The sequence below is a fragment of the Enterobacter sp. V87_3 genome, from assembly GCF_029967835.1.
Lineage (GTDB): Bacteria > Pseudomonadota > Gammaproteobacteria > Enterobacterales > Enterobacteriaceae > Enterobacter > Enterobacter cancerogenus.
Window position 1 is genome coordinate 22,877 of the sequence record NZ_JASCAM010000012.1, and the last position, 25,742, is coordinate 48,618.

A 25,742-nucleotide genomic window follows, 5' to 3' on the forward strand; every position below is an offset into this window, starting at 1 on the left:
AACAGACAATAATTAGCATCGCCGTTATGACCCAAATAATCCCGTCCGACTTTGAGATAGCCGCTGAAGAACGCGCCGAATTCGTGCCTATGCGCGGCGTGGCGAACCCTCATCTGCAAACCATGCTGCCGCGCCTGATCCGTCGCAAGGTGCAGTTCACCCCGCACTGGCAACGGCTCGATTTGCCGGACGGCGACTTTCTGGATCTGGCCTGGAGCGAAGATCCCGATCAGGCGCGCCACAAGCCGCGCCTGGTGGTATTTCATGGTCTGGAAGGCAGCCTGCACAGCCCTTACGCGCACGGGTTAATCCAGGCGGCAAAAGCACGTGGCTGGCTCGGTGTGGTGATGCACTTTCGCGGATGCAGCGGCGAGCCAAACCGTCAGAAACGCATTTATCACTCCGGTGAGACCGAAGACGGCACCTGGTTTTTGCACTGGCTGCGCGACAGTTTCGGCACCGTGCCGACGGCCGCCGTCGGGTATTCGCTGGGCGGTAACATGCTGGCCTGCCTGCTGGCGAAAGAGAGCGACGCGGTTCCGCTGGACGCCGCCGTCATCGTCTCCGCGCCGTTTATGCTGGAGCAGTGCAGCTACCATATGGAAAAAGGCTTTTCCCGGGTCTATCAGCGCTATCTGCTTAACCTGCTGAAGGCCAACGCCGCCCGTAAGCTGAAGGCCTACCCGGACACGTTGCCTATCAGCCTGCAGCAGCTCAAGCGGGTGAAGCGTCTGCGCGAGTTTGATGATCTGATTACCTCAAAAATTCACGGCTTTGCCGACGCGATTGACTATTATCGTCAGTGCAGCGCCATGCCGCTGCTGAATCAAATTACAAAGCCGACGCTGATTATTCACGCGAAGGACGATCCGTTTATGGATCACCACTCCATTCCGTCGCCCGGGCATTTACCGGCAAACGTGCAGTATCAGCTCACCGAGTACGGCGGGCACGTCGGCTTTGTCGGCGGCACGCTGCGTCGGCCAAAAATGTGGCTTGAGACGCGCATTCCTGACTGGTTAACGACTTATCTGGACGGTATAAAATGATTATTCCCTGGCAGGATCTCTCTCCCGAAACGCTCGATAATCTGATTGAAAGCTTTGTATTGCGGGAAGGCACCGATTATGGTGAACATGAACGTTCGCTTGAACAAAAGGTCAGCGATGTAAAACGCCAGCTGAAAAGCGGCGACGTGGTGCTGGTGTGGTCCGAACTGCATGAGACGGTCAATATCATGCCCCGCAACGCGTTTCACGGCTGACCGCTAAACCTTTTCAGTCAGGGAGTTGCTATGTCTGCCAGACATCCGGTTATTGCCGTCACGGGTTCGAGCGGTGCGGGAACCACCACCACCAGCCTCGCCTTTCGCAAGATTTTCGCCCAGCTCAATCTCCGGGCAGCTGAGGTAGAGGGCGACAGCTTTCACCGCTATACGCGTCCGGAAATGGACATGGCCATCCGCAAGGCGCGCGATTTGGGGAAACACATCAGCTACTTCGGCCCGGAGGCGAATGACTTCGGCCTGCTGGAGCAGACCTTTGCGGAATATGGCCTGAGCGGTAAAGGGCAATCCCGTAAATATCTTCATACCTATGACGAAGCCGTACCCTGGAACCAGGTGCCAGGCACCTTTACGCCCTGGCAGCCGCTGCCGGAACCCACCGACGTGCTGTTTTATGAAGGGCTGCACGGCGGCGTGGTCACGCCACAGCACGACGTGGCGCGCCATGTTGACCTGCTGGTGGGCGTGGTGCCGATTGTTAACCTGGAGTGGATCCAGAAGCTGACGCGCGACATCAGCGAACGCGGTCATTCGCGCGAGGCGGTGATGGACTCGGTGGTGCGCTCGATGGAAGATTACATTAACTTCCTGACGCCGCAGTTCTCCCGCACCCATATCAACTTCCAGCGCGTGCCGACGGTAGACACCTCCAACCCGTTCGCCGCCAAAACCATTCCGTCGCTGGACGAGAGCTTTGTGGTCATCCATTTCCGCAATCTGGACGGGATCGACTACCCGTGGCTGCTGGCGATGCTGCAGGGGTCGTTTATTTCACATATCAATACGTTGGTGGTGCCGGGCGGAAAAATGGGGCTGGCGATGGAGTTAATCATGACGCCGCTGGTGCAGCGGTTGATGGAAGGCAAGCAGATCGCGTGAGTTGTTTTGCCCGGTGGCGCTGCGCTTACCGGGCCTACGGTCGTGCTTTTGTAGGGCGGGTCAGCGAAGCGCCACCCGCCAAAAGATTAGGCCTCAATCACTTCATACGAATGGGTAATATTCACCGCTTTCTCAAGCATTAACGCCACAGAGCAGTACTTCTCCGCAGACAGGTCAACCGCGCGCGACACCGCCGCGTCTTTCAGGTCTTTACCCGTGACAATAAAGTGCAGATTGATATGCGTGAACAGGCGTGGCGCCTCTTCGCGGCGTTCAGACGTGAGCTTCACTTCGCAGTCGGTCACGTCGTGACGGCCTTTTTGCAGGATCGACACCACGTCGATAGCGCTGCATCCCCCCGCCGCCATCAGCACCATCTCCATAGGGCTTGGGGCTTTATCGCCGGAGTTACCGTCCATCAAAATTTGGTGGCCTGATGCAGACTCGCCCAGGAACGTCAGCCCTTCTACCCACTTTACACGCGCTTGCATATTCATTAACTCCAACGTTGCATTTTTGGTGACAGAGTACGCGCGCGTTACATTTCACGCAACGGAAGGCGACCTGCATCATGCTGAAGCGAGACACCAGGAGACACGCGTCAAAAGCTATGCTAAAACACTCAGGATGCTACAGTAATACATTGACGTTACACATGTATGCAGAGGACATCAAACTTTACTGGCTGCGAAACGTTACGACAGCCGACTTCCCAGGGTATGGGTAAGAATTCGATTGCAACCCCAGAGTCAGGATGCGATTTATGGCTCTGGTGACAGCTTATAACAGAGGATAACAGCGCATGGTGCTTGGCAAACCGCAAACAGACCCGACTCTCGAATGGTTCTTGTCTCATTGCCACATTCATAAGTACCCATCGAAGAGCACGCTGATTCACCAGGGTGAAAAAGCGGAAACGTTGTATTACATCGTCAAAGGCTCGGTGGCAGTGCTGATCAAAGATGAAGAAGGGAAAGAGATGATCCTTTCTTATCTGAACCAGGGCGATTTCATCGGTGAACTGGGCCTGTTTGAAGAGGGCCAGGAACGTAGCGCCTGGGTTCGTGCGAAAACCGCATGTGAAGTGGCTGAAATTTCTTACAAGAAGTTCCGTCAGCTGATTCAGGTTAACCCTGACATCCTGATGCGTCTCTCTTCCCAGATGGCTCGCCGTCTGCAGGTGACGTCTGAGAAAGTGGGCAACCTTGCCTTCCTCGACGTTACTGGCCGTATCGCGCAGACCCTGCTGAACCTGGCTAAACAGCCGGACGCGATGACCCACCCTGACGGCATGCAAATTAAAATTACCCGCCAGGAAATTGGTCAGATCGTTGGTTGCTCCCGTGAAACAGTGGGCCGTATCCTGAAAATGCTGGAAGACCAGAACCTGATCTCTGCCCACGGTAAAACCATCGTGGTCTACGGTACCCGTTAATTACGGTCAAACGGCGTGCCACCGCAAGGTGACACGCCGTTTTTGTCTCTACTCCCCATGTGGCGCAGGCTGATCTATCACCCGGAAGTTAACTACGCACTGCGGCAAACGCTGGTGTTGTGCCTTCCTGTGGCCGTGGGCCTGATCCTTGGTCATCTCCAGCAGGGTCTGCTGTTTTCCCTTGTGCCTGCCTGCTGCAACATTGCGGGCCTCGACACGCCGCATAAACGCTTTTTCAAACGCCTGATCGTTGGCGGTTGCCTGTTTGCAGGCTGTAGCCTCGCGGTGCAGCTTCTGCTGGCCCGGGATATTCCGCTGCCGCTCATTCTGACCGTGCTGGCAATGACGCTCGGCGTGACTGCTGAAATCAGCTCGCTGCACGCCCGACTGCTGCCCGCCTCACTGATTGCCGCCATCTTTACGCTGAGCCTGGCGGGCAATATGCCGGTGTGGGAGCCGCTGCTGATCTACGCCCTCGGCACGCTGTGGTACGGCGTATTCAACTGGTTTTGGTTCTGGCTGTGGCGGGAACAGCCGCTGCGCGAATCCCTGAGCCTGCTCTACGTGCAGCTGGCGGAGTACTGCGAGGCCAAATACACCCTGCTGACCCAGCACACCGATCCGGAAAAATCACTGCCGCCGCTGCTGACGCGACAGCAAAAGGTGGTGGATCTGATTGGCCAGTGTTACCAGCAGCTGCATATGCTTGCCGCCAATAAAAACCATGATTACAAGCGGCTGCTGCGCATCTTCCAGGTGGGGCTGGATCTGCAGGAGCACATCTCGGTCAGCCTGCATCACCCGCAAGAGGTGCAAAAGCTGGTCGAGCGTAGCCACGCCGAAGCGGTGATCCGCTGGAACGCTCAGACGGTATCCGCGCGCCTGCGGGTGCTGGCGGACGACATTCTTTATCACCGCTACCCCACGCGCTTTAACATGGATAAGCCCCTCGGCGCGCTGGAGAAGATTGCCCGCCAGCACCCGGATAACCCGGTCGGGCAGTTCGCCGCCTGGCACTTCAGCCGCATCGCGCGCGTCCTGCGCACCCAGCGTCCGCTCTACCCACGCGACCTGATGGCCGATAAACAAAAACGGCTCCCGCTGCTGCCCGCCCTTAAAAGCTACCTGTCGCTGAAATCCCCGGCGCTGCGTAACGCCGCGCGCATTAGTGTGATGCTGAGCATCGCCAGCCTGATGGGGATGGCGCTGCACCTGCCGAAGCCATACTGGATCTTAATGACCGTGCTGTTTGTTACCCAAAACGGCTACGGCGCCACGCGGGTGCGCATCCTGCACCGGGCGGGCGGCACGATTGCCGGGCTGGTCATTGCCGGGGTCACCCTGCACTTCCACGTGCCGGAGGGATATACGCTGGCGGGAATGCTGGCAATTACGCTGGTGAGCTACCTGATTATCCGCAAAAGCTACGGCTGGGCGATGGTTGGCTTTACGGTCACGGCGGTATATACCCTGCAGTTGCTTACGCTCAACGGCGAGCAGTTCATCATCGCCCGGCTGGTTGATACGCTGATTGGCTGCCTGATTGCGTTTGGCGGCATGGTCTGGCTGTGGCCGCAGTGGCAGAGCGGGCTGCTCAGGCAAAACGCCCATGACGCGCTGGAGGCAGACCAGGAGGCTATCCGGCTGATCCTCAGCGACGACCCGCAGCCCTCGCCGCTGGCCTATCAGCGCATGAAGGTCAACCAGGCGCACAACGCCCTGTTTAACTCGCTCAACCAGGCGATGCAGGAGCCTGGCTTTAACTCGCACTATCTGGCAGACATGAAACTGTGGGTGACGCACAGCCAGTTTATCGTCGAGCACATCAATGCGATGACGACCCTGGCGCGCGAGCACACGATGCTGACCCCGGATCTGGCGCAGCGCTATTTGCAGTCGTGCGAGATTGCGTTGCAGCGGTGCCAGCAGCGTCTGGAGTATGACTCGCCGGGTGAGTCGGGGGATTCAAACATTCTTGAAGCGCCGGAAACGCTAACCCACGGGCCGATGAGCACCCTGGAGCAGCATTTACAGCGCGTGTTAGGGCATCTGAACACCATGCACACCATTTCGTCGGTGGCATGGCGTCAGCGACCGCATCATGGGATCTGGTTAACGCGCGTACTGAAACGCACGCCGTACTGATTATGTCGGGTGGCGCTGCGCTTACCCGACCTACAAGACCTGAACACCGTACCTGCCATTTTGTCGGGTGGCGCTACGCTTACCCGACCTACAAGACCTGAACACCGTGCATGCCGTTTTGTCGGGTGGCGCTACGCTTACCCGACCTACAAGACCTGAACACCGTGCCTGCCATTTTGTCGGGTGGCGCTGCGCTTACCCGACCTACGGTTTTGTAGGCCCGTGCAAGCGCAGCGCCGCCGGGCAATGAGGTTATCCCCGGACTATTTTACCGACCGCCGCGGCAAACCGGGTTAACCCGTCTTCAATATCCTTATCTTCCACCACCAGCGACGGCGCAAAGCGCATCACGTCCGGCCCGGCGTTGAGCACCATCACCCCTTCGTGCGCGGCGGCGTGCAGGAAATCACGGGCGCGGCCTTTGTACTGCGGCTTCAGCTCGGCACCAATCAACAGCCCCATCCCGCGGATCTCGCTGAAGACATCAAACTGTTCGTCAATCTGCTGAAGGTGCTTCACAAACTGCTCGCGTTTCGCGTTCACGCCGTTGAGAACCGCCGGCGTGTTGATGATATCGAACGCCGCACCGGCAATCGCGCAGGCCAGCGGGTTGCCGCCGTAGGTGGAACCGTGGGAGCCGACGTGGAACGCGGAAGCGATATCCTGGGTGGTCAGCACCGCACTTATCGGGAAGCCGCCGCCGAGCGCCTTGGCGCTGGTCAGGATATCCGGCGTGACGCCGTAGTGCATGTAGGCAAACAGATCCCCGGTGCGTCCCATGCCGCATTGCACCTCATCAAACACCAGCAGCGCCTTGTGCTCGTCGCACAGCGCACGCAGCCCTTTCAGGAATTCCGGCGTGGCCGCCGTCACGCCGCCTTCGCCCTGAATCGGCTCCACCACCACCGCGCAGGTGTGGTCGTCCATCACCGCCTTCACCGCATGCAGATCGTTGAACGGCACGTGGATGATGTCGGCAGGTTTCGGGCCGAAGCCGTCGGAATATTTCGGCTGGCCGCCAACGGACACGGTAAACAGCGAGCGACCGTGAAAGGCATTATGGAAGGCGATGATTTTGGTTTTATACGGGCTGTGGCGCGTTGACGCATAATAGCGCGCCAGCTTGAACGCGGTTTCGTTGGCTTCAGTGCCGGAGTTCATGAACAGCACGCGCTCGGCAAAGGTAGCGTCGATGATCTTGCGCCCCAGGCGCAGCGCAGGCTCGTTGGTGAAGACGTTGCTGGTGTGCCACAGGGTTTCGCCCTGAGTTTTCAGGGCGTCTACCAGCGCAGGATGGCAATGACCCAGCGCCGTCACCGCAATCCCGCCCGCGAAATCCACATACTCTTTGCCCTGCTGATCCCACACGCGGCTGCCTTTCCCTTTTACCGGGATAAACTCGGCCGGTGCATAAACCGGCAGGATCACTTCGTCGAATGTTGCGCGGGTAATTGCGGATTGTTCAGTTGCCATGTCATGCCCATCCATTTTATGTCACAGTGATTGTGAAAATATAATCACAAAATATGCATAAAAAATCACAACAAGGCAATAGATATTCAGCGATGGAGGAAATTGCCCAGCAGCGGGTGTCCCTGTTCGCTGAGAATGCTTTCGGGGTGGAACTGCACGCCTTCGAGATCCCATTCGCGATGGCGAATCCCCATAATTTCTTGCGTCTCGCTCCAGGCAGTAACCTCAAAGCATTCGGGCAGCGTCGGCGGGTCAATTACTAAAGAGTGATAGCGGGTAACGGTTAACGGGTTATTCAGCCCGGAAAACACGCCAGCGCCTGCGTGGGTGACGGGCGAGGTTTTGCCGTGCATCACTTTCGCGGCACGCACGATGGTTGCCCCAAAGGCCTGGGCGATCGCCTGATGGCCGAGACAAACGCCCAGAATTGGCAGTTTGCCCGCGTAGTGGCGGATCGCGTCCAGAGAGATGCCGGACTCCGACGGCGTGCACGGCCCCGGCGAGATCACTATTTTCTGCGGGGCCAGCACGTCAATCTCAGCCAGGGTGATGTCGTCGTTACGGCGGACAACCACCTCTGCACCCAGTTCGCAAAAATACTGGTAAAGGTTCCAGGTGAAGGAATCGTAGTTATCAATCAGCAGGATCATGGCGGCTCCGGAAAAAAATGCCGCCCTATTCTACTCAGTTTCCCGCGCTTCGCTCACTACTTTGGCAAAGATGGCGTTAAGCGCCGTGAGATCGCCCATCGCGCCGTTCTGGTTGGCGGTGGCCCAGTCGTCCGGGTCGATGCCTTCCCAGCTCAGCTGATAGCCCGCGTGGAGCGCCAGCTGCTCAAAGAAGATGCGCTGCGCGATGCCGTTACCGATGCGGAACGGATGCAGAACGTTAATCTCGCAGTAGTAATGGCTGAGACGAGCGATAAATTCGTCTTTCTCCAGCCCCGCCAGATAGCCCTCCTCTTCGAGATCCTGCATCAGCGCGTTGCCCTCTTTCTCGATATAGGCAAAGTGGCAGAAGCGGGTATCGCCCTGATAAATATCGACTTCGCGGATATCCCCCGCCCACTCGAAAATATCCTGGTAAAGATGGCGATGAATAGCGCACAGGTGCGGAAGCCCCGGCGCGGACGGCCCCAACGGTAGCGTGGCCGCACGCAGCGCGGTGATTTCGTACGCCGCCTGCGCCAGTCGGTCCGCCTGGCGCATGTTAAGACGGTTGCGCATGACGTTCAGGCCGGGGTAGAGATACGGGTCGCGGTCGTCACCGATTTTATCGCTCATAGTGCCTCCTGAGTTCATCAAGGCGGCGCTGGGCATCCTCGGCGTTTAGCGTGACAAGGGGACTTTCGACGCCTTCAAGGCGGCGGCTGGCCTGAAAATTAACGTTGCGCTGCTGTTCCCAGAGTCGGGACTTTTGCCTGTCGGTGAGTTTTTTCACTTAACGCCTCCCTGAATATGTCCGTTTGCCACAAGTATAAGCAGCAAAACGCGCTTTCGCAGGGAGGGCTAAACAACACGGGCAGAGATGCCCGTGTTAAAGAGGATTACGGCAGAACTTTTGCGGAGAGGATAACAACCGGCTTGGTCGGCACATTCTGGTACGGACCGACGTCATGGGTTGGCACCTGAGAAATCTTGTCGGCCACGTCCATGCCTTTCACAATTTTACCAAACACGGCGTACCCGAAGTCGCGCTGGCCGTGGTCGAGGAAGGCGTTATCGGCGACGTTCAGGAAGAACTGGCTGGTCGCGCTGTCTTTATCCGCGGTACGCGCCATCGAGATAGTGCCGCGCTTGTTCAGCAGGCCGTTGTCCGCTTCGTTCTTGATGGGCGGATTAGGTTTCTTTTGCTGCATCTGCTCGTTAAAGCCACCGCCCTGCACCATAAAGCCCGGGATCACGCGGTGGAACGTGGTGTTGTTATAGAAACCGCTGTTCACGTAGTCGAGGAAGTTTTTCACAGAGACGGGAGCTTTCTGACTGTTCAGTTCCAGCTCAATATTGCCGGCGGAGGTGGTCAGCAGGACGTGAGGGTCTCCTTTGGCTGCCAGCGCAGCAGGGGAAACGGCAGAAAGAGCAAACACAGCTGCAACAGCCGCCAGTGTTGATTTGAGCATGAGAATTCCTTAACAAAGCGCAGTAGAGAAAGCGAATGGCTTGATTCTAAAGAGCAGTATGAACGGAGACCAGCCTTTTACCTAATTTTACGAATTTGAAACAGTTGTAACCGCGCAAACGATTGGCTTTCACGGCCGTTAACGTGACTTAGATCACATTAAATCGTGCAATAACCTGCAAATTAATCCTTAAAGATAGGAATAGATCACTTTCGCGACTAAAATCTGCCCGCTCAAACGCAGTCAATGCGTTTTACTTTACTTTGAACAGGCCAGACATGACTAACAGCAATCGCATCAAGCTCACATGGATCAGCTTCTTCTCCTACGCCCTGACCGGCGCGTTGGTGATCGTCACCGGGATGGTGATGGGAAATATCGCAGACTATTTCCAGTTGCCCGTTTCCAGCATGAGTAACACCTTCACCTTCCTCAACGCGGGGATCCTGATCTCCATCTTCCTTAACGCCTGGCTGATGGAAATCGTGCCGCTGAAAACGCAGCTGCGCTTTGGCTTTGTGCTGATGGTCGCCGCCGTGGCTGGCCTGATGCTTAGCCACAGCATTGCCCTGTTCTCTGCCGCCATGTTCGTGCTGGGGCTGGTGAGCGGTATTACCATGTCCATCGGTACGTTCCTGATTACCCATATGTATGAAGGCCGCCAGCGCGGCGCGCGTCTGCTGTTCACCGACTCCTTCTTCAGCATGGCCGGGATGATTTTCCCGATGGTTGCCGCCTGGCTGCTGGCCCGCAGCATTGAATGGTACTGGGTGTACGCCTGTATCGGTCTGGTCTACGTGGCGATCTTTATCCTGACCTTCGGCTGTGAATTCCCGGTTCTGGGCAAAAAGTCGCAAGATACCGCTGAGCCGGTTGCGAAAGAGAAATGGGGGATCGGCGTGCTGTTCCTCTCTATCGCCGCGCTGTGCTACATCCTCGGCCAGCTGGGCTTTATCTCCTGGGTGCCGGAATACGCCAAAGGCCTGGGCATGAGCCTGAACGACGCGGGCAAACTGGTGAGCGATTTCTGGATGTCTTACATGTTTGGCATGTGGGCGTTTAGCTTCATTCTGCGCTTCTTCGATCTGCAGCGCATTTTAACCGTGCTGGCTGGCCTGGCTACCGTGCTGATGTATCTGTTCATCAACGGCTCGCCTGAGCATATGCCGTGGTTCATCCTGACACTCGGCTTCTTCTCCAGCGCCATTTACACCTCAATCATCACGCTGGGATCGCTGCAGACCAAAGTGGCCTCGCCGAAGCTGGTTAACTTTGTGCTGACCTGCGGCACCATCGGTACCATGCTGACCTTCGTGGTCACCGGCCCGATTGTGGCCCACAGCGGCCCACTGGCGGCGCTGCACACCGCAAACGGTCTGTATGCCGTGGTGTTCATCATGTGCTTTGTTCTGGGCTTCGTGACCCGCCACCGCCAGCATAATACGGCGGCAGCGTAACAGGTTTCCCTACGCCCCTTTGCGCCCGGCAAAGGGGCTATTCTTCGTAAAGAACAGCTCCTCTCCTCCGTTATCCATCTGGATCCACGTCTGCGCCAGCTGCGTTGACGCAATCACCCTGCCCTGACGAATCGACCAGCGCACCGGCACCTGGCAGCGCACCGCCTCAAACCCGCTCTCTGCGGGCAGAATAATCAGATTCGCCGGATTCCCCTTCTCAATACCGTAGTCGTTCAGCCCAAAGGTTCGGGCGCTATTGTGGGTGATCAGATTCAGGCCGCTGTCGATTTGTGAATATCCCATCATCTGACACACGTGCAGCCCCATATGCAACACCTGGAGCATATTACCGGTGCCGAGCGGGTACCACGGGTCAAAGACATCGTCATGGCCGAAGCAGACGTTGATCCCCGCTTCCTGTAGCTCTTTCACGCGCGTAATGCCGCGTCGTTTCGGGTAGTCGTCAAAACGCCCCTGCAAATGGATGTTCACCAGCGGGTTAGCCACAAAGTTTATGCCTGACATCTTCAGCAGGCGGAACAGCCTTGACGTGTATGCGCCGTTGTAGGAGTGCATGGCCGTGGTATGGCTGGCCGTCACGCGCGGGCCAATGCCGGCCTCATAGGCCAGGGTTGCCACCGTCTCCACAAACCGGGACTGCTCATCGTCGATCTCGTCGCAGTGGATATCGAGCGGACGGTCATATTTTTTTGCCAGCTCAAAGGCGATATGCAACGACTGTACGCCGTACTCGCGGGTGAATTCGAAATGGGGAATGGCCCCGACCACATCAGCCCCGAGCCTTAACGCCTCTTCCAGGAGTGCCGCACCGTTCGGGTAAGAGAGTATGCCTTCCTGCGGAAACGCGACTATTTGCAGCGTGATCCACGGCGTGACTTCCTGCCTGACCTCCAGCATCGCCTTGAGGGCCGTCAGCGACGGGTCGGAGACATCGACGTGGGTACGCACAAACTGAATACCGTTGGCGATCTGCCATTTAAGCGTTTTCCACGCCCGCGCTTTGACATCCTCATGGCTGAGCAGCGCTTTACGTTCGGCCCAGCGCTCTATCCCCTCAAACAGCGTGCCGGACTCATTCCAGGCAGGCTCCCCCGCCGTCTGGGTGGTATCAAGGTGGATATGCGGCTCAATAAAGGGAGGTATGGCCAGGCCGCCGCGCCCATTTAATATCTCATGGCTTTCCTCATGGGAGCCGTCCATCGGCATGATGTCACCGAACCGACCTTCTTCGATGGCGATTTGCCACAGCCCTTCCCGACCCGGTAAACGGACATTCTGAACCAGCCATAGTGGTGTCGTTGACATACCTTTCCCCCGAAAAACGCTGCTGAAATTTAGGAGTACAAAAATTTACGGAATAGTACCCATTTTTGTACACAAAACCGACGACCGTGAAAAGCCTGCGATTTCCATAACTTATAAAAAACCTGACAAATCAGCGATCTACCCCCTAAGGGGTAGGTTAAGGCGTATTTGATTTGCATCAATAAGTGCCCCTGCTGAATCGTTAAGGTAGGCAGTAATAGAAAAGAAATCGAGGCAAAAATGAGCAAAGTCAGACTCGCTATCATCGGTAACGGCATGGTCGGTCACCGCTTTATTGAGGATCTACTCGATAAAGCTGACGCTGACCGTTTCGACATTACCGTGTTCTGTGAAGAACCCCGCAAGGCGTACGACCGTGTGCACTTGTCTTCCTACTTCTCCCATCATACCGCCGAAGAGCTCTCTCTGGTGCGTGAAGGTTTCTACGAGAAGCATGGCGTGAAAGTGCTGGTGGGCGAACGCGCTATCACCATCAACCGTCAGGAAAAAGTGATCCACTCCAGCGCCGGACGCACGGTTTTTTACGACAAGCTGATTATGGCGACTGGCTCGTATCCGTGGATCCCGCCAATCAAAGGCTCGGAAACACAGGATTGCTTCGTTTACCGTACCATCGAAGACCTCAAGGCTATCGAAGCCTGCGCGCGTCGCAGCAAACGCGGTGCGGTCGTTGGCGGCGGTCTGCTCGGCCTTGAAGCCGCGGGCGCGCTGAAAAACCTCGGCGTTGAAACCCACGTCATCGAATTTGCCCCGATGCTGATGGCAGAACAGCTGGACCACATGGGTGGTGACCAGCTGCGCCGTAAAATCGAAAGTATGGGTGTGAAGGTTCACACCAGCAAAAACACCAAAGAGATCGTTCAGGAAGGGACCGAAGCGCGCAAAACCATGCGCTTTGCCGACGGCAGCGAGCTGGAAGTGGACTTTATCGTCTTCTCCACCGGTATTCGCCCGCGCGACAAAATGGCGACCCAGTGTGGTCTGGCCGTGGCACAGCGCGGCGGGATCATGATCAACGATTCCTGCCAGACTTCTGACCCGGATATTTACGCCATCGGCGAATGCGCCAGCTGGAATAACCGCGTGTACGGCCTGGTCGCACCTGGCTACAAAATGGCGCAGGTCGCCGTTGACCATATCCTCGGTAATGAAAACGCCTTCGAAGGCGCAGACATGAGCGCCAAGCTGAAGCTGCTGGGCGTGGATGTGGGCGGTATCGGCGATGCGCACGGCCGCACCCCGAACTCCCGCAGCTATGTGTACCTCGACGAAAGCAAAGAGGTCTACAAACGCCTGATCGTAAGCCAGGACAACAAAACCCTGCTCGGCGCGGTGCTGGTGGGTGACACCAGCGATTACGGCAACCTGCTGCAGCTGGTGCTGAACGCCATTGAGCTGCCGGAAAACCCGGACGCGCTGATCCTCCCGGCTCACGCCTCCAGCGGTAAGCCGTCCATCGGCGTGGATAAACTCCCGGACAGCGCGCAGATTTGCTCCTGCTTCGACGTCACCAAAGGCATGCTGGTTGCAGCCATCAACAAGGGCTGCCACACCGTCGCCGCGCTGAAAGCTGAAACCAAAGCCGGTACCGGCTGCGGCGGCTGTATTCCACTGGTGACGCAGGTTCTGAACGCAGAGCTGGCGAAACAGGGTATCGAAGTGAATAACAACCTGTGCGAGCACTTCGCTTACTCTCGCCAGGAGATTTATCACCTGATCCGCGTGGAAGGCATTAAGTCCTTCGACGAGCTGCTGGCAAAACACGGCCAGGGTTACGGCTGTGAAGTGTGTAAACCGACCGTCGGTTCCCTGCTGGCCTCCTGCTGGAACGAATACGTTCTGAAGCCGGAACATACTCCGCTGCAGGACACCAACGACAACTTCCTGGCGAACATCCAGAAAGACGGCACCTACTCGGTGATCCCACGTTCAGCCGGGGGCGAAATTACGCCGGAAGGGCTGGTCGCCGTGGGTCGTATCGCCCGCGAATTCAACCTCTACACCAAAATCACCGGCTCTCAGCGTATTGGCCTGTTCGGTGCGCAGAAAGACGACCTGCCGGAAATCTGGCGTCAGCTGATTGAAGCGGGCTTCGAAACCGGTCACGCGTATGCTAAAGCGCTGCGCATGGCGAAAACCTGCGTGGGCAGCACCTGGTGCCGCTACGGCGTGGGCGACAGCGTGGGCTTCGGCGTGGAACTGGAAAACCGCTATAAAGGTATTCGTACCCCGCACAAAATGAAATTCGGCGTCTCCGGCTGTACCCGTGAATGTGCGGAAGCGCAGGGTAAAGACGTGGGTATTATCGCCACAGAGAAAGGCTGGAACCTGTACGTCTGCGGTAACGGCGGGATGAAACCTCGTCATGCGGACCTGCTGGCAGCGGATCTCGACCACGACACGCTGATTAAGTACCTCGATCGCTTCATGATGTTCTACATCCGCACTGCCGACAAGCTGACCCGTACCGCCTCCTGGCTGGACAATCTGGAAGGTGGCATCGACTACCTGAAGTCGGTCATCATCGACGACAAGCTGGGCCTGAACGACCATCTGGAAGAAGAGATGGCGCGCCTGCGCGAAGCGGTGATCTGCGAGTGGACCGAAACCGTAAATACCCCGGCGGCGCAGACGCGCTTCAGACACTTTATCAACAGCACCCAGCGCGATCCGAACGTACAGATCGTTCCTGAGCGTGAACAGCATCGTCCGGCAACGCCGTACGAACGTATTCCGGTGACTCTGGTGGAGGAAAACGCATGAGCCAGTGGGTAAATATCTGCAGCATTAACGACATTCTGCCAGCAACCGGCGTCTGTGCGCTGTTAGGTCACGAGCAGGTCGCCATTTTCCGTCCTCGCCACGATGAACAGGTTTTTGCCATCAGCAATATTGACCCGTTCTTTGAGGCCAGCGTCCTGTCCCGCGGCATCATCGCGGAACATCAGGGCGAACTGTGGGTCGCCAGCCCGTTGAAAAAGCAGCGTTTCAACTTAAAAGATGGACGCTGCATGGAAGATGAGAGCCATTCTGTGAAGCACTACGACGCCCGCGTGAAGGACGGCATGGTGCAGCTAAGAGCCTAACCTCCAGCCTTTTCAATAGGAAAGGCTTATGACCCCTTATGGGTAACGGCAGGAAAAACCGTATGTTCTGTACGATCCCTGCTGTTATCCTGACCTCAAATTCTCCTCCTCCCCTGAATGCTGCGAGGTAATGTCGTGGATCACCTGCCGATTTTCTGTCAATTACGCCATCGCGACTGCCTGCTTGTCGGCGGCGGTGACGTGGCCGAGCGCAAAGCGCGCCTGCTGTTAGAGGCCGGTGCCCGGCTGACCGTCAACGCCCTCGCCTTTGCGCCGCAGTTCGACGTCTGGGCGCAGGAAGGCATGCTCACCCTTGTCGAGGGTGAGTTCGACGAATCCCTGCTTGATACCTGCTGGCTCACCATTGCCGCAACCGACGATGACGCCGTTAACCAGCGCGTCAGTGATGCCTGCGAAACGCGTCGAATTTTCTGTAACGTGGTGGATGCGCCGAAAGAAGCCAGCTTTATCATGCCGTCGATCATTGACCGTTCCCCGCTGATGGTGGCCGTGTCGTCCGGCGGCACCTCCCCGGTTTTAGCGCGTCTGCTGCGTGAAAAGCTCGAGTCGATTCTGCCCCAGCATCTCGGCCAGGTGGCGCAATATGCAGGCCAGCTGCGCGCCCGCGTGAAGAAAACCTTCGCGACCGTAGGCGAGCGCCGCCGTTTCTGGGAAAAGTTCTTTGTGAATGACAGGCTGGCACAGTCGCTGGCTAATCAGGATCGCCAGGCCGTTGAAGAGACCACAGAAACGCTGCTTGCCGAGCCGCTGGATCATCGCGGTGAAGTGGTGCTGGTAGGCGCAGGGCCGGGCGATGCAGGCTTGCTGACGCTCAAGGGGTTGCAGCAGATCCAGCAGGCGGACATCGTGGTGTACGACCGTCTGGTCTCGGATGACATCATGAACCTGGTGCGCCGCGACGCCGATCGCGTGTTTGTCGGCAAACGCGCGGGCTACCACTGCGTACCTCAGGAAGAGATTAACCAGATCCTGCTGCGCGAGGCGCAAAAAGGCAAACGCGTGGTGCGCCTTAAGGGCGGCGATCCGTTTATCTTTGGCCGCGGCGGCGAGGAGCTGGAAACGTTGTGCAACGCGGGCATTCCGTTCTCCGTGGTGCCGGGCATTACGGCAGCATCGGGCTGTTCGGCCTATTCCGGTATTCCCCTGACCCACCGTGACTACGCCCAAAGCGTGCGGCTGGTGACAGGTCACCTGAAGACCGGCAGCGAGCTGGACTGGCACAACCTGGCCGCAGAGAAACAGACGCTGGTGTTCTATATGGGCCTGAATCAGGCCGCGACCATTCAGGCCAAACTGCTGGAGCATGGCATGGATGAAGACATGTCCGTGGCGCTGGTGGAAAACGGCACCTCCACGAAGCAGCGCGTGGTGAATGGCGTCCTGACGCAGCTCGGCGAGCTGGCGCAGCAGGTCGAAAGCCCGGCGCTGATTATCGTTGGTCGGGTGGTTGAGCTACGCGACAAGCTGAACTGGTTCTCAAATCACTGACGCACCCCCCCCCTTTACTGAGTAGTCCTTAACCGGACTACTCCCCTCTTACCGCTATCGATAACATACCGCCCGCAAAATGGAACTTTTCCATTTATTCCCTCGTTTCACTTCAATTTATCGTTTTTGAGTACAAGGAATAAGTATGTTTAAGCTGGCAAAGGCCGCCGTTCTGGTAGGCATGTTATCGACGCTGACCGCCTGCACAGGTCACGTTCAAAATACCAAAAATAACTGCAGCTATGATTACCTGCTGCACCCGGCGATCTCCATTTCCAAGATCATCGGTGGCTGTGGCCCGGCGGCACAGCAGTAAGCATTTTTCAGGCGTAAAAAAACCGGGAATTTCCCGGTTTTTTTGTTTGGATCCCGGCACGACAGGATTAAGGCTTACCTACAAATCCAATCGCCTGATACACCGCTTTCAGCGTCTCTGACGCGCGCGCGCTGGCTTTTTCCGCGCCATCCTTCATCACTTTCTGCAGGAAGGCTTCATCGTTGCGGTAGCGGTTATAGCGCTCCTGCAGCTCGGTCAACATACCGGAGACCGCGTCCGCCACTTCGCCTTTCAGGTGGCCGTACATCTTGCCTTCGAAGTGCTTCTCCAGTTCAGGGATGCTTTGACCGGTCACGCCGGAGAGAATATCCAGCAGGTTAGACACGCCCGCTTTGTTCTGCACGTCGTAGCGCACAACAGGTGGCTCGTCGGAGTCGGTCACCGCACGCTTGAGCTTTTTCACCACCGATTTTGGATCTTCCAGCAGGCCGATAACGTTGTTGCGGTTATCGTCAGACTTGGACATCTTCTTGGTTGGCTCCAGCAGCGACATCACGCGCGCGCCGGATTTCGGAATAAACGGCTCTGGCACTTTGAACACGTCGCCATAAAGCGCGTTGAAGCGCTGGGCGATATCGCGGCTCAGCTCCAGGTGCTGCTTCTGGTCTTCACCTACCGGAACCTGATTGGTCTGATACAGCAGAATGTCGGCCGCCATCAGTACCGGATAGTCAAACAGGCCGGCGTTGATGTTTTCAGAATAGCGGGCAGATTTGTCCTTGAACTGCGTCATACGGCTCAGTTCACCGAAATAGGTGTAGCAGTTCAGCGCCCAGCCCAGCTGCGCGTGCTCCGGCACGTGAGACTGCACGAAGATGGTGCTTTTCTCCGGATCGATACCGCATGCCAGATAGAGTGCCAGCGTATCCAGCGTGGCTTTGCGCAGCTTCTCAGGATCCTGACGCGCCGTGATGGCATGGAGATCCACGATGCAATAGATGCAATGGTAGTCGTCCTGCATGCTCACCCACTGACGTAACGCACCCATGTAGTTACCAATGGTCAATTCACCGGACGGCTGTGCGCCGCTAAAAACGATGGGCTTAGTCATTTTTCAATTCCTGATGTTCACTGTGCGAAAGCCCGAGTGCGGGCAATAAATCTTTGAAACGATCGAATACAACGTCCGGCTCACTCAGCGTAATCGCCTCACCGTAGTTGTAGCCATAGGTTAATCCGACGCACGGACAGCCTGCCGCTTTGGCGGCCAGAATATCATTGCGCGAATCACCGACAAAGAGCAGCTCCGCAGGTGTTAAGGATAATTTTCCTGCCACCAGCAAAAGCGGTTCCGGATGCGGTTTTTTGTTCTGCACGTCATCGCCGCCGACAATTACCGAGAAATACTTCGCGATATCCAGCGCCTCAAGCAGAGGTGCGACAAACGGCGTAGGCTTGTTGGTTACCAGCCCCAGCGGAATGCCTTTAGCATGCAGAACACTCAGCGTTTCCGCGACGTCCGGGAACAGGAAGCTGCCCTCTTCGACGGTCTCTTCGTAGAAACGATCGAACAGTTTGCGCAGAATACGCTGCTGCTCTTCCTGCGGAATATCAGCGTGATCGACGCTCGGTTTACCCTGTGCGGAACGCTGTGACGCACGCTCCTGGCGCGCCCAGGTCAGGGCGCGTTCCATCAGCACGTCCGCGCCGTTGCCAATCCACGTCACAACGCGATCTTCGCCCGCAACGGGTAATTCAAGGGCATACAGCGCCCGATCAACCGCGCTGCTTAAGCCCGGCGCGCTGTCGACCAGCGTGCCGTCGAGGTCAAATGCTACACCCCGGGTTGCCTGCAATTTATCCATGACTTACCTTCGCCAGTTCACTGCGCATTTCATCAATGACTTTTTTGTAATCCGGCTGGTCGAAGATGGCCGAGCCTGCAACGAACATATCCGCACCCGCCGCCGCGATTTCACCGATATTATTCACCTTCACGCCACCGTCCACTTCCAGGCGAATGTCATAGCCCGACTCATCAATACGGCGGCGCACTTCACGCAGCTTGTCGAGCGTGTGCGGAATGAACGACTGACCGCCGAAACCCGGGTTAACGGACATCAGCAAAATCACGTCCAGCTTGTCCATTACATGGTCGAGATAGCTCAGCGGCGTGGCCGGGTTAAACACCAGACCGGCTTTACAGCCGTTCTCTTTAATGAGCTGGAGCGTGCGGTCAACGTGTTCAGAGGCTTCAGGGTGGAACGTAATGATGCTGGCACCCGCGGCCGCGAAATCAGGCACGATGCGGTCGACCGGCTTTACCATCAGATGCACGTCAATCGGCGCGGTAATGCCGTAGTTGCGCAGCGCCTTAAGCACCATCGGGCCGATGGTCAGATTGGGAACGTAGTGGTTATCCATAACGTCGAAATGGACGACATCCGCGCCGGCCGCAAGGGCGCTGGCGGTATCTTCACCCAGGCGGGCAAAATCGGCCGACAGAATTGAGGGAGCAATCAAAAACTGTTTCATCCGCTTCTCCTTGAAATGTGTTTACCGGCGGGCAAAACGGCTCAGGGTCGATACAGAGCCAGGAGTTCGTCCACCTTTTTACGCGTGCCGCCATTGCTGCTAATGCTGCGCCGCACCTTAACCTGAAAATGTTTCGCGGCTTTGTACCATTCGCGCGTATCAGGCGTGTCGTGATTCGAAATTAACACCGGAATTCTTTTGCTGACCAGTTTTTCCGCCATCTCCGCCAGACGAGCCTGTTCAGCCGGGCTGAAGCTGTTGGTGTGATAGGCGGTGAAGTTTGCGGTGGCAGACAGCGGCGCGTAAGGCGGATCGCAATAGACCACCGAATTGACGTCAGCGCGATCCATACACTCCTCATAAGAGAGGCAGTGAAACTCCGCGTTCTGCGCTTTTTCAGCAAAGTGGTACAACTCAGCCTGCGGGAAATAAGGACGCTTATAGCGGCCAAACGGCACGTTGAATTCACCACGAAGATTATACCGGCACAGGCCGTTGTAGCCATGACGGTTGAGATAGAGGAACAACAGGGCGCGACGGAACGGCTCCTGACACTGGTTAAACTCAGCGCGGAACTGGTAGTAGACATCCGGGTTGTTGTTTTCAGGCGTAAACAGTTTACGCGCCTCATCCACGTACTCGTCGGTACGCAGTTTGACGATGTTATAAAGACTGATCAGGTCGCTGTTGATATCCGCCAGGATATAACGCGAAAAATCGGTATTCAGGAACACCGATCCCGCCCCCACAAAGGGCTCGATAAGACACTCGCCTTTTGGCAGGTGTTTTTTGATATCGTCGAGCAGGGGGTATTTCCCCCCTGCCCATTTCAGAAAAGCGCGATTTTTTTTCATGCTGACTAACTGGTTACACCTTCTCCGGCTGTGGAGAAAGCTCCGACAGCATCCTGCGCTTTAAACATTACTTCAGATCGGCCTGGACCTGATGAATTGGCTTCGCCCATGGGTTTTTCGCCTGAACATCGGCTGGCAGTGATGCAACGGCACGTTTCGCTTCATCTTTCGATGCGTAAACACCGCTCACCAGGACATACCATGGCTGGCCATTACGGGTCGTCTGATAAACCACGTAGTTTTTCAGATTTGATTTTTTCGCCCAACCGTTGAGGTTGTCGTAGTTCGACGAGCTGCTCAGCTGCAGGGTGTAATTGCTGGAAGGCGCAGATTTCAGAGAACCCACATTACCCGCCGTTTTACCCGATGCACCCGTAGACGCTGTCGCAGCCGGTGCGGCTGTCGCAGCCGGTGCCGTGGTCGTCGCCGTCGCTTTCGGTGCAGTCTGCGTCACTGGCGCTTTTGCCGGTTCGCTTGCCGCTGCCGTTTCTGTGCGTTTTGGCTGAGCCGGTGCCTTCACTTCAGGCGCTTTTGCAACGGTCTGAGGCTTAGTTTCACGTTTTGGCTCAATCACCGCCTGCTTACGTTCCTGACGCGGCGCGGTCTGCGTTTGCGTATGCGTCTGGCGCGGTTTGGTTTCCGTCGCCGCAGTCTGCTGCTGGGCATTACCGCCGCGAACAGGTGCAACGGTCGCAGGCTCGGTTGGCAGCGTAGAGTTAACCACTACGTTGTTCACCTGCTCCTGATTCTGAGGTTGCGTCAGCGCATTATTCAGGTCGCCCTGAACCTCAACACGCTGCTGGCCTTCCGGCGCAATGACCGTCTGGCCCTGAGTCGGCGTCGAAGAGACCGGCGGCAGAGAGACATCCTGCGGATTACCCGCAGTCTGCTCGGCAGACGTCGTGCCCGGAGCAGGCTGCGCGCCATTGGCCTGATCGGCAGCATCGTTGCCTGAAAGGTTGATGCTCTTCTCAGTGGACGCGGTTTGCTCGCCTGAGTGGGTAGACGGTGATTTTAGCGCGGAGCCGATGCCGATAATCAGCAGCAAGAGCACCAGTACGCCAAGTCCCATCATGATGTACTGACGGGAAGCGGGTTTTGCCGCCGCCGCTTTTTTACGCTTACGCGGGCGACGCTCTACAGGCTCTTCGTCCATTGAATCTTCTTCAGACTCGTAATCTTCTTCTTCTCGCTCATCGCGTGCGTTGCGGCTGCGCGAAGGACGACGATCGTCTGCATCCAGATCGACATCGTCAAAATTGATCTGCGGCTCGTTATCACGTTCTGAAGATTGACGAGAACGACCAGTACGACGATCGCTGGGATCGGGTTTCAGCTCGTCTTCTGGTTTGAATTCATCCATTTAACACCCCACTCAAAGGCTTATGCCAACGTCTTTGCATTTCACCTGAAGCTAAACGACCACCTGTTACGGCGGCCTGACCTTTCTAGTTGTTAGGCCTGCTGGCAATCAGCCACAGCGCCAAGAACCACGTCGTGCGACACTCCGCCGCGTACTTCACTCTTCCCTATTGCAAGCGGGAGTACAAGACGCATCTCGCCTGCCAATACTTTTTTATCGCGCATCATGTGGGGTAAATACGCCTGTGCAGACATCTCCTGCGGACCGGTTACCGGTAAGCCTGCGCGTTCAAGCAGTGCGATGATACGCGCCGTCTCTTCCGGTTTAAACTGGCCCAGACGTTCAGATGCCCGCGCTGCCATCACCATTCCGGCAGCCACCGCTTCGCCGTGAAGCCAGTTGCCATAGCCCATTTCGGCTTCAATGGCGTGACCAAACGTATGCCCCAGATTCAGTAAAGCACGTAAGCCGGTTTCACGCTCGTCTGCTGCCACCACTTCTGCTTTCAGCTCACAACAACGGCGGATACAGTACGCCAGTGCCTGCCCGTCAAGGCGTAGCAAGGCGTCCATATTCTCTTCCAGCCAGTTAAAGAACTCGCCATCAAGAATAATGCCGTATTTGATCACTTCTGCAAGGCCAGACGCCAGTTCGCGTGCAGGCAGCGTTTTCAGACAGTCGAGATCCACCACCACCGAGACCGGCTGGTAGAACGCACCGATCATGTTTTTGCCGAGCGGATGGTTAACGGCCGTTTTGCCGCCAACGGAGGAGTCGACCTGAGACAATAACGTGGTGGGGATCTGAATAAAGCGCACGCCACGCTGATAGCTGGCGGCCGCAAACCCCGTAAGATCGCCGACAACACCGCCGCCCAGGGCAAGCAGTGTAGTGTCGCGACCGTGCGGTTTTTGCAGTAATGCGGTAAAGACGGTATCGAGCACCGCCAGGCTTTTATACTGCTCGCCATCGGGCAGAATCACACTGTCGACCTTTACGCCCGCCTGCTCAAGCAGGTGACGCACACGGTCGAGATAAAGCGGAGCCAGCGTCTCATTGGTGACCAGCATCGCCTGATCACCCGCTTTCAGTGGCAAGAAGGAAGCTGGGTCGTTAAACAAACCAGCCGCGATGGTGATAGGGTAACTACGTTCCCCGAGAGTAACTGTAATCCTCTCCATGACGCGACATCCACCTTAAATGCTTTTACCCGCAGGCGAGTGTATATAAAGCCAGAATCAGTTGCTTTCCAGCATATTAATAATCTGGTTTGCAACCACTTTAGCGCTCTGATCGTCAGTACGAATGGTAACATCCGCAATCTCTTCGTACAGAGGATTGCGCTCACCGGCCAGGGCTTCCAGAACTTCGCGTGGCGGCGTTTCAACCTGCAGCAACGGGCGCTTTTTATCGCGCTGCGTACGTGCCAGCTGTTTTTCGATGGTCGTCTCAAGATAGACCACAACGCCACGGGCGGAGAGACGGTTACGGGTTTCGCGAGATTTCACAGAGCCGCCGCCAGTCGCCAGCACGATGCCCTGTTTTTCCGTGAGTTCGTTGATCACTTTTTCTTCTCGGTCACGGAAACCTTCTTCGCCTTCTACATCGAAGACCCAGCCCACATCCGCTCCGGTTCGTTTCTCAATCTCTTGATCAGAATCGTAGAATTCCATATTGAGTTGTTGAGCTAACTGACGCCCAATAGTGCTTTTGCCGGCACCCATAGGCCCAACCAGAAAGATATTGCGTTTCTCTGCCATTTTTTCGGTACTACTAAGACTATTCGTTAATGGTAATCCCCGCTTCGAAGACACCCAGCGTAGCGGGACATGAACTGAAACCTCATATGCAATAGAGCGAGAGTCAGACTAAAAATTATCTCAATACTCCGGCTTGTTTGGCAACTGATTAAATCACCGTACCAAACGCATAAGGTAATAAGACGTAAGTCCGATTCAAATCGGTACTCCTTGTATGCTAATTCATGCCCCACGTCAAACATCTGCAACAATCTGTATGCAAAATCATTGCGGGGATCGTCGCCCATCAGTGAATGCCAACCAGCCGTGGCGTAATAAACACTACCAGCTCCCGCCGCTCGTTATCCTTCCCGTCATGGCGAAAAAGTTGTCCAAGCCAGGGGATGCGCCCCAGCCCCGGCACGCTATCGCTGCCGGTTTTATTTTTTTGCGAGAAAATGCCGCCCAGCGCCAGGGTTTCACCGCTTTTGACCTCAACCTGAGTTTCAATCTCCTGTTTATCGATGGCCAGCGTTTCGCCATCAGCCTGCTGCAGAACCTGCCCTGGCATATTTTCGCTGATGTGTAATTTGAGCCGCACGCGTCCTCCCGGCAGTACCACCGGCGTCACCTCCATGCCGAGCACCGCCTCTTTAAACTCCACCGACGTTGCCCCGCTTTCACCGCTGGAAACCTGATAGGGGATCTCACTGCCCTGCTTGATGCTGGCTGGCTGCATGTGCGACGCGAGCAGGCGTGGGCTGGCGATAATATCGACCTGTTGTTTCTGCTCAAGGGCCGACAGCTCCAGATCCAAAAGCCTGCCATCGATGCGCCCGATATTAAACCCCACGTGCGTCGTGGCGTTGGCAACCGACAGGTCCGCGCCCAGCGCCGTCACCTCCCCGACCCGCCCCGCCTCTGACGCCTCAGCAAGGTTCCACTTCACGCCGAGCTCGCGAAGGCTTTTTTCATTGATGGTCACAATGTGTGCCGCCAGTTCCACCTGGTCGATCGGCAGGTCCATCTGCTCGGCCCAGCGCGCGAGCGTATCCAGTACCGTCTGGTTATCCCTTACCAGCAAGCGGTTGGTTCGCTTGTCCACGGAAAGGCTGCCCTTCGGGCTGAGCAGCTTTTCCGCGGCTTTCTGTAGCTCCCCGGCATCCGCATAGGAAAAAGAGATGCCGTGAGAGACAAGCGGCGCGTCGAGCTGTCTCTGGGCCTGCTCTTGCGCCTTACGCGTTTGCTGTGCCTGCTGCCAGGCTGCCGTATGGACATAAAAAATCCCGCCCTCCTCCCGCAGGACAAGCCCGGCGCTATTCACCACGGTTTGCAGCGCCTTGCGCCAGGGGACGCGCGTTAAGCTGAGCGAAAGCGAGCCATTTACATCAGGCGACACCACCAGATTGCGGTTCTCCTGCGTCGCCAGCGCCTGCAGCACCTGAACCACAGGAACCTCATCCACTACCAGCGTGACCGGTTTTGGCTCAGCGGCCCACAGCGATGCGCTGAGGGCCATTAACAACAGGGCTGTCCTTATCTTCATGCTTTTTCGTTCCTTCTCGTTGCCATATCCATTGCCGAGGGTCACACGTTTCGCCAACCTCAACAGTCAGCTGCTGTTCATCCATTGCCATCACGCGCCATCCGGGAAGCAATCGCTGATCCTGCTTCACACGATGCCAGCGCTGTTGCCCGTCCTGCATAAAACCCACGTCGTTCACCTTTCCCTGATAGCGCCATTGCGGCAGTAGCCCGGTAAGACAGGTGTCTGCCGGGGGCTGGAACGGATCGCGCATGCCCGTGAGGCACACCAGCGAGGCGACAATCATTAACCGCATGTTATGCCCCATGTTGCAGCTCCATTCGCAGGCGCAACCGGCCTGATTCGGCCGTTATCACGAAGGTGCCGATCCTGACGTTGCACTGTTCCAGCTGTGCAAAGATGCCGGGGATCGCCGCCCAGTCGGCATCAAGCTCCAGCTCCCCGCCGTGCGAAAGGGGCTTCCAGTGGACCAGTCGGGTGCCGTTGGCCTGAAAATCCAGCGGTGAAAATGACCTGACCACAGGGGCAACCGGCTCCTCTGTTTCGGTCGGGATTTTTCTCACAGCAGCCCACAGCGAGGCGTTGGTTCGCCCCGCGACACTCACCTGATGTTGTGCTTCGGCGATCTGTTCCGCCAATGGCCGCAGCAACGCGGCCCAGCCGATCGCCACAAGCGCAGTACTGCACAGCGCC

At 56.8% G+C, this 25,742-nt stretch carries 27 protein-coding genes; 10 read left to right on the forward strand and 17 right to left on the reverse strand.

Annotated elements, in window-relative coordinates; genetic code table 11:
• Positions 1-26 precede the first annotated feature (26 nt).
• The 3 genes from QLG21_RS04300 to QLG21_RS04310 are packed head-to-tail and all read left to right on the forward strand — an operon-like array spanning position 27 to position 2,164.
• On the forward strand, positions 27-1,049 hold the full coding sequence (locus tag QLG21_RS04300; protein ID WP_088209210.1) for a hydrolase: 1,023 nt from the start codon (positions 27-29) through the stop codon (positions 1,047-1,049).
• The gene (locus tag QLG21_RS04305) at positions 1,046-1,264 is read left to right on the forward strand and encodes a YheU family protein (RefSeq protein WP_006177849.1); all 219 of its coding nucleotides are present in this window, start codon (positions 1,046-1,048) and stop codon (positions 1,262-1,264) included. The genes QLG21_RS04300 and QLG21_RS04305 overlap by 4 nt, the downstream gene beginning before the upstream one ends.
• 30 nt (positions 1,265-1,294) lie before the next feature.
• On the forward strand, positions 1,295-2,164 hold the full coding sequence (locus QLG21_RS04310; protein WP_006177850.1) for a phosphoribulokinase: 870 nt from the start codon (positions 1,295-1,297) through the stop codon (positions 2,162-2,164).
• An 86-nt stretch (positions 2,165-2,250) separates the two neighbouring features.
• Here the strand turns inward: QLG21_RS04310 and QLG21_RS04315 are convergent, their stop codons facing one another.
• Positions 2,251-2,655, reverse strand: coding sequence for an OsmC family protein (locus QLG21_RS04315; RefSeq protein ID WP_058609467.1), 405 nt, complete (start codon positions 2,653-2,655; stop codon positions 2,251-2,253).
• 311 nt (positions 2,656-2,966) lie between these two features.
• On the opposite strand from QLG21_RS04315, the gene crp reads away from it, so the two are divergent.
• Positions 2,967-3,599, forward strand: coding sequence for a cAMP-activated global transcriptional regulator CRP (crp, locus tag QLG21_RS04320; protein ID WP_000242758.1), 633 nt, complete (start codon positions 2,967-2,969; stop codon positions 3,597-3,599).
• A 57-nt stretch (positions 3,600-3,656) separates the two neighbouring features.
• Positions 3,657-5,744: a YccS/YhfK family putative transporter gene (locus QLG21_RS04325; protein ID WP_006177852.1), complete on the forward strand. Its 2,088-nt coding sequence runs from the start codon at positions 3,657-3,659 to the stop codon at positions 5,742-5,744.
• Positions 5,745-5,996: 252 nt separating this feature from the next.
• Here QLG21_RS04325 and QLG21_RS04330 read toward each other — a convergent pair whose 3' ends face one another.
• From QLG21_RS04330 to ppiA, 5 genes are all read right to left on the reverse strand, one after another.
• Positions 5,997-7,217, reverse strand: a complete 1,221-nt coding sequence (locus tag QLG21_RS04330) for an aspartate aminotransferase family protein (protein WP_282483943.1) — start codon at positions 7,215-7,217, stop codon at positions 5,997-5,999.
• Between the two features lie 86 nt (positions 7,218-7,303).
• A complete protein-coding gene (pabA, locus tag QLG21_RS04335; RefSeq protein ID WP_282483944.1) occupies positions 7,304-7,867 on the reverse strand; it encodes an aminodeoxychorismate synthase component 2 in 564 nt (187 codons plus the stop codon).
• Between the two features lie 30 nt (positions 7,868-7,897).
• On the reverse strand, positions 7,898-8,500 hold the full coding sequence (locus tag QLG21_RS04340; protein WP_058609470.1) for a putative adenosine monophosphate-protein transferase Fic: 603 nt from the start codon (positions 8,498-8,500) through the stop codon (positions 7,898-7,900).
• A complete protein-coding gene (locus QLG21_RS04345; RefSeq protein ID WP_006177858.1) occupies positions 8,490-8,657 on the reverse strand; it encodes a YhfG family protein in 168 nt (55 codons plus the stop codon). Before QLG21_RS04345 ends, QLG21_RS04340 begins: the two co-directional genes overlap by 11 nt.
• Before the next feature lie 106 nt (positions 8,658-8,763).
• Positions 8,764-9,336, reverse strand: a complete 573-nt coding sequence (gene ppiA / locus QLG21_RS04350; protein WP_006177859.1) for a peptidylprolyl isomerase A — start codon at positions 9,334-9,336, stop codon at positions 8,764-8,766.
• 278 nt (positions 9,337-9,614) lie between these two features.
• Between ppiA and tsgA the strand changes: the two genes are divergently transcribed.
• Complete coding sequence (tsgA, locus tag QLG21_RS04355; protein WP_058609471.1) at positions 9,615-10,793, forward strand: MFS transporter TsgA; 1,179 nt, start codon at positions 9,615-9,617, stop codon at positions 10,791-10,793.
• A gap of 9 nt (positions 10,794-10,802) precedes the next feature.
• Here the strand turns inward: tsgA and QLG21_RS04360 are convergent, their stop codons facing one another.
• Positions 10,803-12,119 carry a cytosine deaminase gene (locus QLG21_RS04360; RefSeq protein WP_282483945.1) on the reverse strand — a complete coding sequence of 439 codons (1,317 nt, stop codon included), beginning with the start codon at positions 12,117-12,119 and terminating at the stop codon, positions 10,803-10,805.
• Between the two features lie 240 nt (positions 12,120-12,359).
• On the opposite strand from QLG21_RS04360, the gene nirB reads away from it, so the two are divergent.
• The 4 genes from nirB to QLG21_RS04380 all read left to right on the forward strand — a co-directional run bounded on the left by nirB (position 12,360) and on the right by QLG21_RS04380 (position 17,051).
• Positions 12,360-14,903: a nitrite reductase large subunit NirB gene (gene nirB, locus QLG21_RS04365; protein ID WP_101738412.1), complete on the forward strand. Its 2,544-nt coding sequence runs from the start codon at positions 12,360-12,362 to the stop codon at positions 14,901-14,903.
• A complete protein-coding gene (gene nirD, locus QLG21_RS04370; RefSeq protein WP_006177864.1) occupies positions 14,900-15,226 on the forward strand; it encodes a nitrite reductase small subunit NirD in 327 nt (108 codons plus the stop codon). The genes nirB and nirD overlap by 4 nt, the downstream gene beginning before the upstream one ends.
• Before the next feature lie 135 nt (positions 15,227-15,361).
• Entirely contained in the window at positions 15,362-16,735 is a 1,374-nt protein-coding gene (cysG, locus tag QLG21_RS04375) for a siroheme synthase CysG (protein ID WP_088209216.1), read from the forward strand.
• A 145-nt stretch (positions 16,736-16,880) separates the two neighbouring features.
• Complete coding sequence (locus QLG21_RS04380; protein ID WP_020884583.1) at positions 16,881-17,051, forward strand: YhfL family protein; 171 nt, start codon at positions 16,881-16,883, stop codon at positions 17,049-17,051.
• A gap of 67 nt (positions 17,052-17,118) precedes the next feature.
• Here the strand turns inward: QLG21_RS04380 and trpS are convergent, their stop codons facing one another.
• From trpS to QLG21_RS04430, 10 genes are all read right to left on the reverse strand, one after another.
• Complete coding sequence (gene trpS / locus QLG21_RS04385; protein ID WP_006177867.1) at positions 17,119-18,123, reverse strand: tryptophan--tRNA ligase; 1,005 nt, start codon at positions 18,121-18,123, stop codon at positions 17,119-17,121.
• Positions 18,116-18,877 carry a phosphoglycolate phosphatase gene (gene gph / locus QLG21_RS04390; protein ID WP_058609475.1) on the reverse strand — a complete coding sequence of 254 codons (762 nt, stop codon included), beginning with the start codon at positions 18,875-18,877 and terminating at the stop codon, positions 18,116-18,118. The genes trpS and gph overlap by 8 nt, the downstream gene beginning before the upstream one ends.
• Positions 18,870-19,547 carry a ribulose-phosphate 3-epimerase gene (rpe, locus tag QLG21_RS04395; protein ID WP_006177869.1) on the reverse strand — a complete coding sequence of 226 codons (678 nt, stop codon included), beginning with the start codon at positions 19,545-19,547 and terminating at the stop codon, positions 18,870-18,872. The genes gph and rpe overlap by 8 nt, the downstream gene beginning before the upstream one ends.
• A gap of 41 nt (positions 19,548-19,588) precedes the next feature.
• Positions 19,589-20,401, reverse strand: coding sequence for an adenine-specific DNA-methyltransferase (gene dam, locus QLG21_RS04400; protein ID WP_006177870.1), 813 nt, complete (start codon positions 20,399-20,401; stop codon positions 19,589-19,591).
• Positions 20,402-20,468: 67 nt separating this feature from the next.
• Positions 20,469-21,764, reverse strand: coding sequence for a cell division protein DamX (damX, locus tag QLG21_RS04405; protein ID WP_282483946.1), 1,296 nt, complete (start codon positions 21,762-21,764; stop codon positions 20,469-20,471).
• Positions 21,765-21,856: 92 nt separating this feature from the next.
• Complete coding sequence (gene aroB, locus QLG21_RS04410; RefSeq protein ID WP_282483947.1) at positions 21,857-22,945, reverse strand: 3-dehydroquinate synthase; 1,089 nt, start codon at positions 22,943-22,945, stop codon at positions 21,857-21,859.
• Between the two features lie 57 nt (positions 22,946-23,002).
• Entirely contained in the window at positions 23,003-23,524 is a 522-nt protein-coding gene (aroK, locus tag QLG21_RS04415) for a shikimate kinase AroK (RefSeq protein WP_006177873.1), read from the reverse strand.
• Between the two features lie 286 nt (positions 23,525-23,810).
• Entirely contained in the window at positions 23,811-25,049 is a 1,239-nt protein-coding gene (hofQ, locus tag QLG21_RS04420; protein WP_282483948.1) for a DNA uptake porin HofQ, read from the reverse strand.
• Positions 24,991-25,356 carry a HofP DNA utilization family protein gene (locus QLG21_RS04425; RefSeq protein WP_282483949.1) on the reverse strand — a complete coding sequence of 122 codons (366 nt, stop codon included), beginning with the start codon at positions 25,354-25,356 and terminating at the stop codon, positions 24,991-24,993. Before QLG21_RS04425 ends, hofQ begins: the two co-directional genes overlap by 59 nt.
• Positions 25,346-25,720 carry a HofO gene (locus tag QLG21_RS04430; RefSeq protein ID WP_282483950.1) on the reverse strand — a complete coding sequence of 125 codons (375 nt, stop codon included), beginning with the start codon at positions 25,718-25,720 and terminating at the stop codon, positions 25,346-25,348. The genes QLG21_RS04425 and QLG21_RS04430 overlap by 11 nt, the downstream gene beginning before the upstream one ends.
• Positions 25,721-25,742: the final 22 nt, after the last annotated feature.

Excerpts from the sequence above, each read along its gene's own strand:
- QLG21_RS04300 (WP_088209210.1), top strand. The coding sequence starts at position 27 with ATGACCCAAATAATCCCGTCCGACTTTGAGATAGCCGCTGAAGAACGC.
- QLG21_RS04305 (WP_006177849.1), top strand. The coding sequence starts at position 1,046 with ATGATTATTCCCTGGCAGGATCTCTCTCCCGAAACGCTCGATAATCTG.
- QLG21_RS04310 (WP_006177850.1), top strand. The coding sequence starts at position 1,295 with ATGTCTGCCAGACATCCGGTTATTGCCGTCACGGGTTCGAGCGGTGCG.
- QLG21_RS04315 (WP_058609467.1), bottom strand. The coding sequence starts at position 2,655 with ATGCAAGCGCGTGTAAAGTGGGTAGAAGGGCTGACGTTCCTGGGCGAG.
- crp (WP_000242758.1), top strand. The coding sequence starts at position 2,967 with ATGGTGCTTGGCAAACCGCAAACAGACCCGACTCTCGAATGGTTCTTG.
- QLG21_RS04325 (WP_006177852.1), top strand. The coding sequence starts at position 3,657 with ATGTGGCGCAGGCTGATCTATCACCCGGAAGTTAACTACGCACTGCGG.
- QLG21_RS04330 (WP_282483943.1), bottom strand. The coding sequence starts at position 7,217 with ATGGCAACTGAACAATCCGCAATTACCCGCGCAACATTCGACGAAGTG.
- pabA (WP_282483944.1), bottom strand. The coding sequence starts at position 7,867 with ATGATCCTGCTGATTGATAACTACGATTCCTTCACCTGGAACCTTTAC.
- QLG21_RS04340 (WP_058609470.1), bottom strand. The coding sequence starts at position 8,500 with ATGAGCGATAAAATCGGTGACGACCGCGACCCGTATCTCTACCCCGGC.
- ppiA (WP_006177859.1), bottom strand. The coding sequence starts at position 9,336 with ATGCTCAAATCAACACTGGCGGCTGTTGCAGCTGTGTTTGCTCTTTCT.
- tsgA (WP_058609471.1), top strand. The coding sequence starts at position 9,615 with ATGACTAACAGCAATCGCATCAAGCTCACATGGATCAGCTTCTTCTCC.
- QLG21_RS04360 (WP_282483945.1), bottom strand. The coding sequence starts at position 12,119 with ATGTCAACGACACCACTATGGCTGGTTCAGAATGTCCGTTTACCGGGT.
- nirB (WP_101738412.1), top strand. The coding sequence starts at position 12,360 with ATGAGCAAAGTCAGACTCGCTATCATCGGTAACGGCATGGTCGGTCAC.
- nirD (WP_006177864.1), top strand. The coding sequence starts at position 14,900 with ATGAGCCAGTGGGTAAATATCTGCAGCATTAACGACATTCTGCCAGCA.
- QLG21_RS04380 (WP_020884583.1), top strand. The coding sequence starts at position 16,881 with ATGTTTAAGCTGGCAAAGGCCGCCGTTCTGGTAGGCATGTTATCGACG.
- trpS (WP_006177867.1), bottom strand. The coding sequence starts at position 18,123 with ATGACTAAGCCCATCGTTTTTAGCGGCGCACAGCCGTCCGGTGAATTG.
- gph (WP_058609475.1), bottom strand. The coding sequence starts at position 18,877 with ATGGATAAATTGCAGGCAACCCGGGGTGTAGCATTTGACCTCGACGGC.
- rpe (WP_006177869.1), bottom strand. The coding sequence starts at position 19,547 with ATGAAACAGTTTTTGATTGCTCCCTCAATTCTGTCGGCCGATTTTGCC.
- dam (WP_006177870.1), bottom strand. The coding sequence starts at position 20,401 with ATGAAAAAAAATCGCGCTTTTCTGAAATGGGCAGGGGGGAAATACCCC.
- damX (WP_282483946.1), bottom strand. The coding sequence starts at position 21,764 with ATGGATGAATTCAAACCAGAAGACGAGCTGAAACCCGATCCCAGCGAT.
- aroB (WP_282483947.1), bottom strand. The coding sequence starts at position 22,945 with ATGGAGAGGATTACAGTTACTCTCGGGGAACGTAGTTACCCTATCACC.
- aroK (WP_006177873.1), bottom strand. The coding sequence starts at position 23,524 with ATGGCAGAGAAACGCAATATCTTTCTGGTTGGGCCTATGGGTGCCGGC.
- hofQ (WP_282483948.1), bottom strand. The coding sequence starts at position 25,049 with ATGAAGATAAGGACAGCCCTGTTGTTAATGGCCCTCAGCGCATCGCTG.
- QLG21_RS04425 (WP_282483949.1), bottom strand. The coding sequence starts at position 25,356 with ATGGGGCATAACATGCGGTTAATGATTGTCGCCTCGCTGGTGTGCCTC.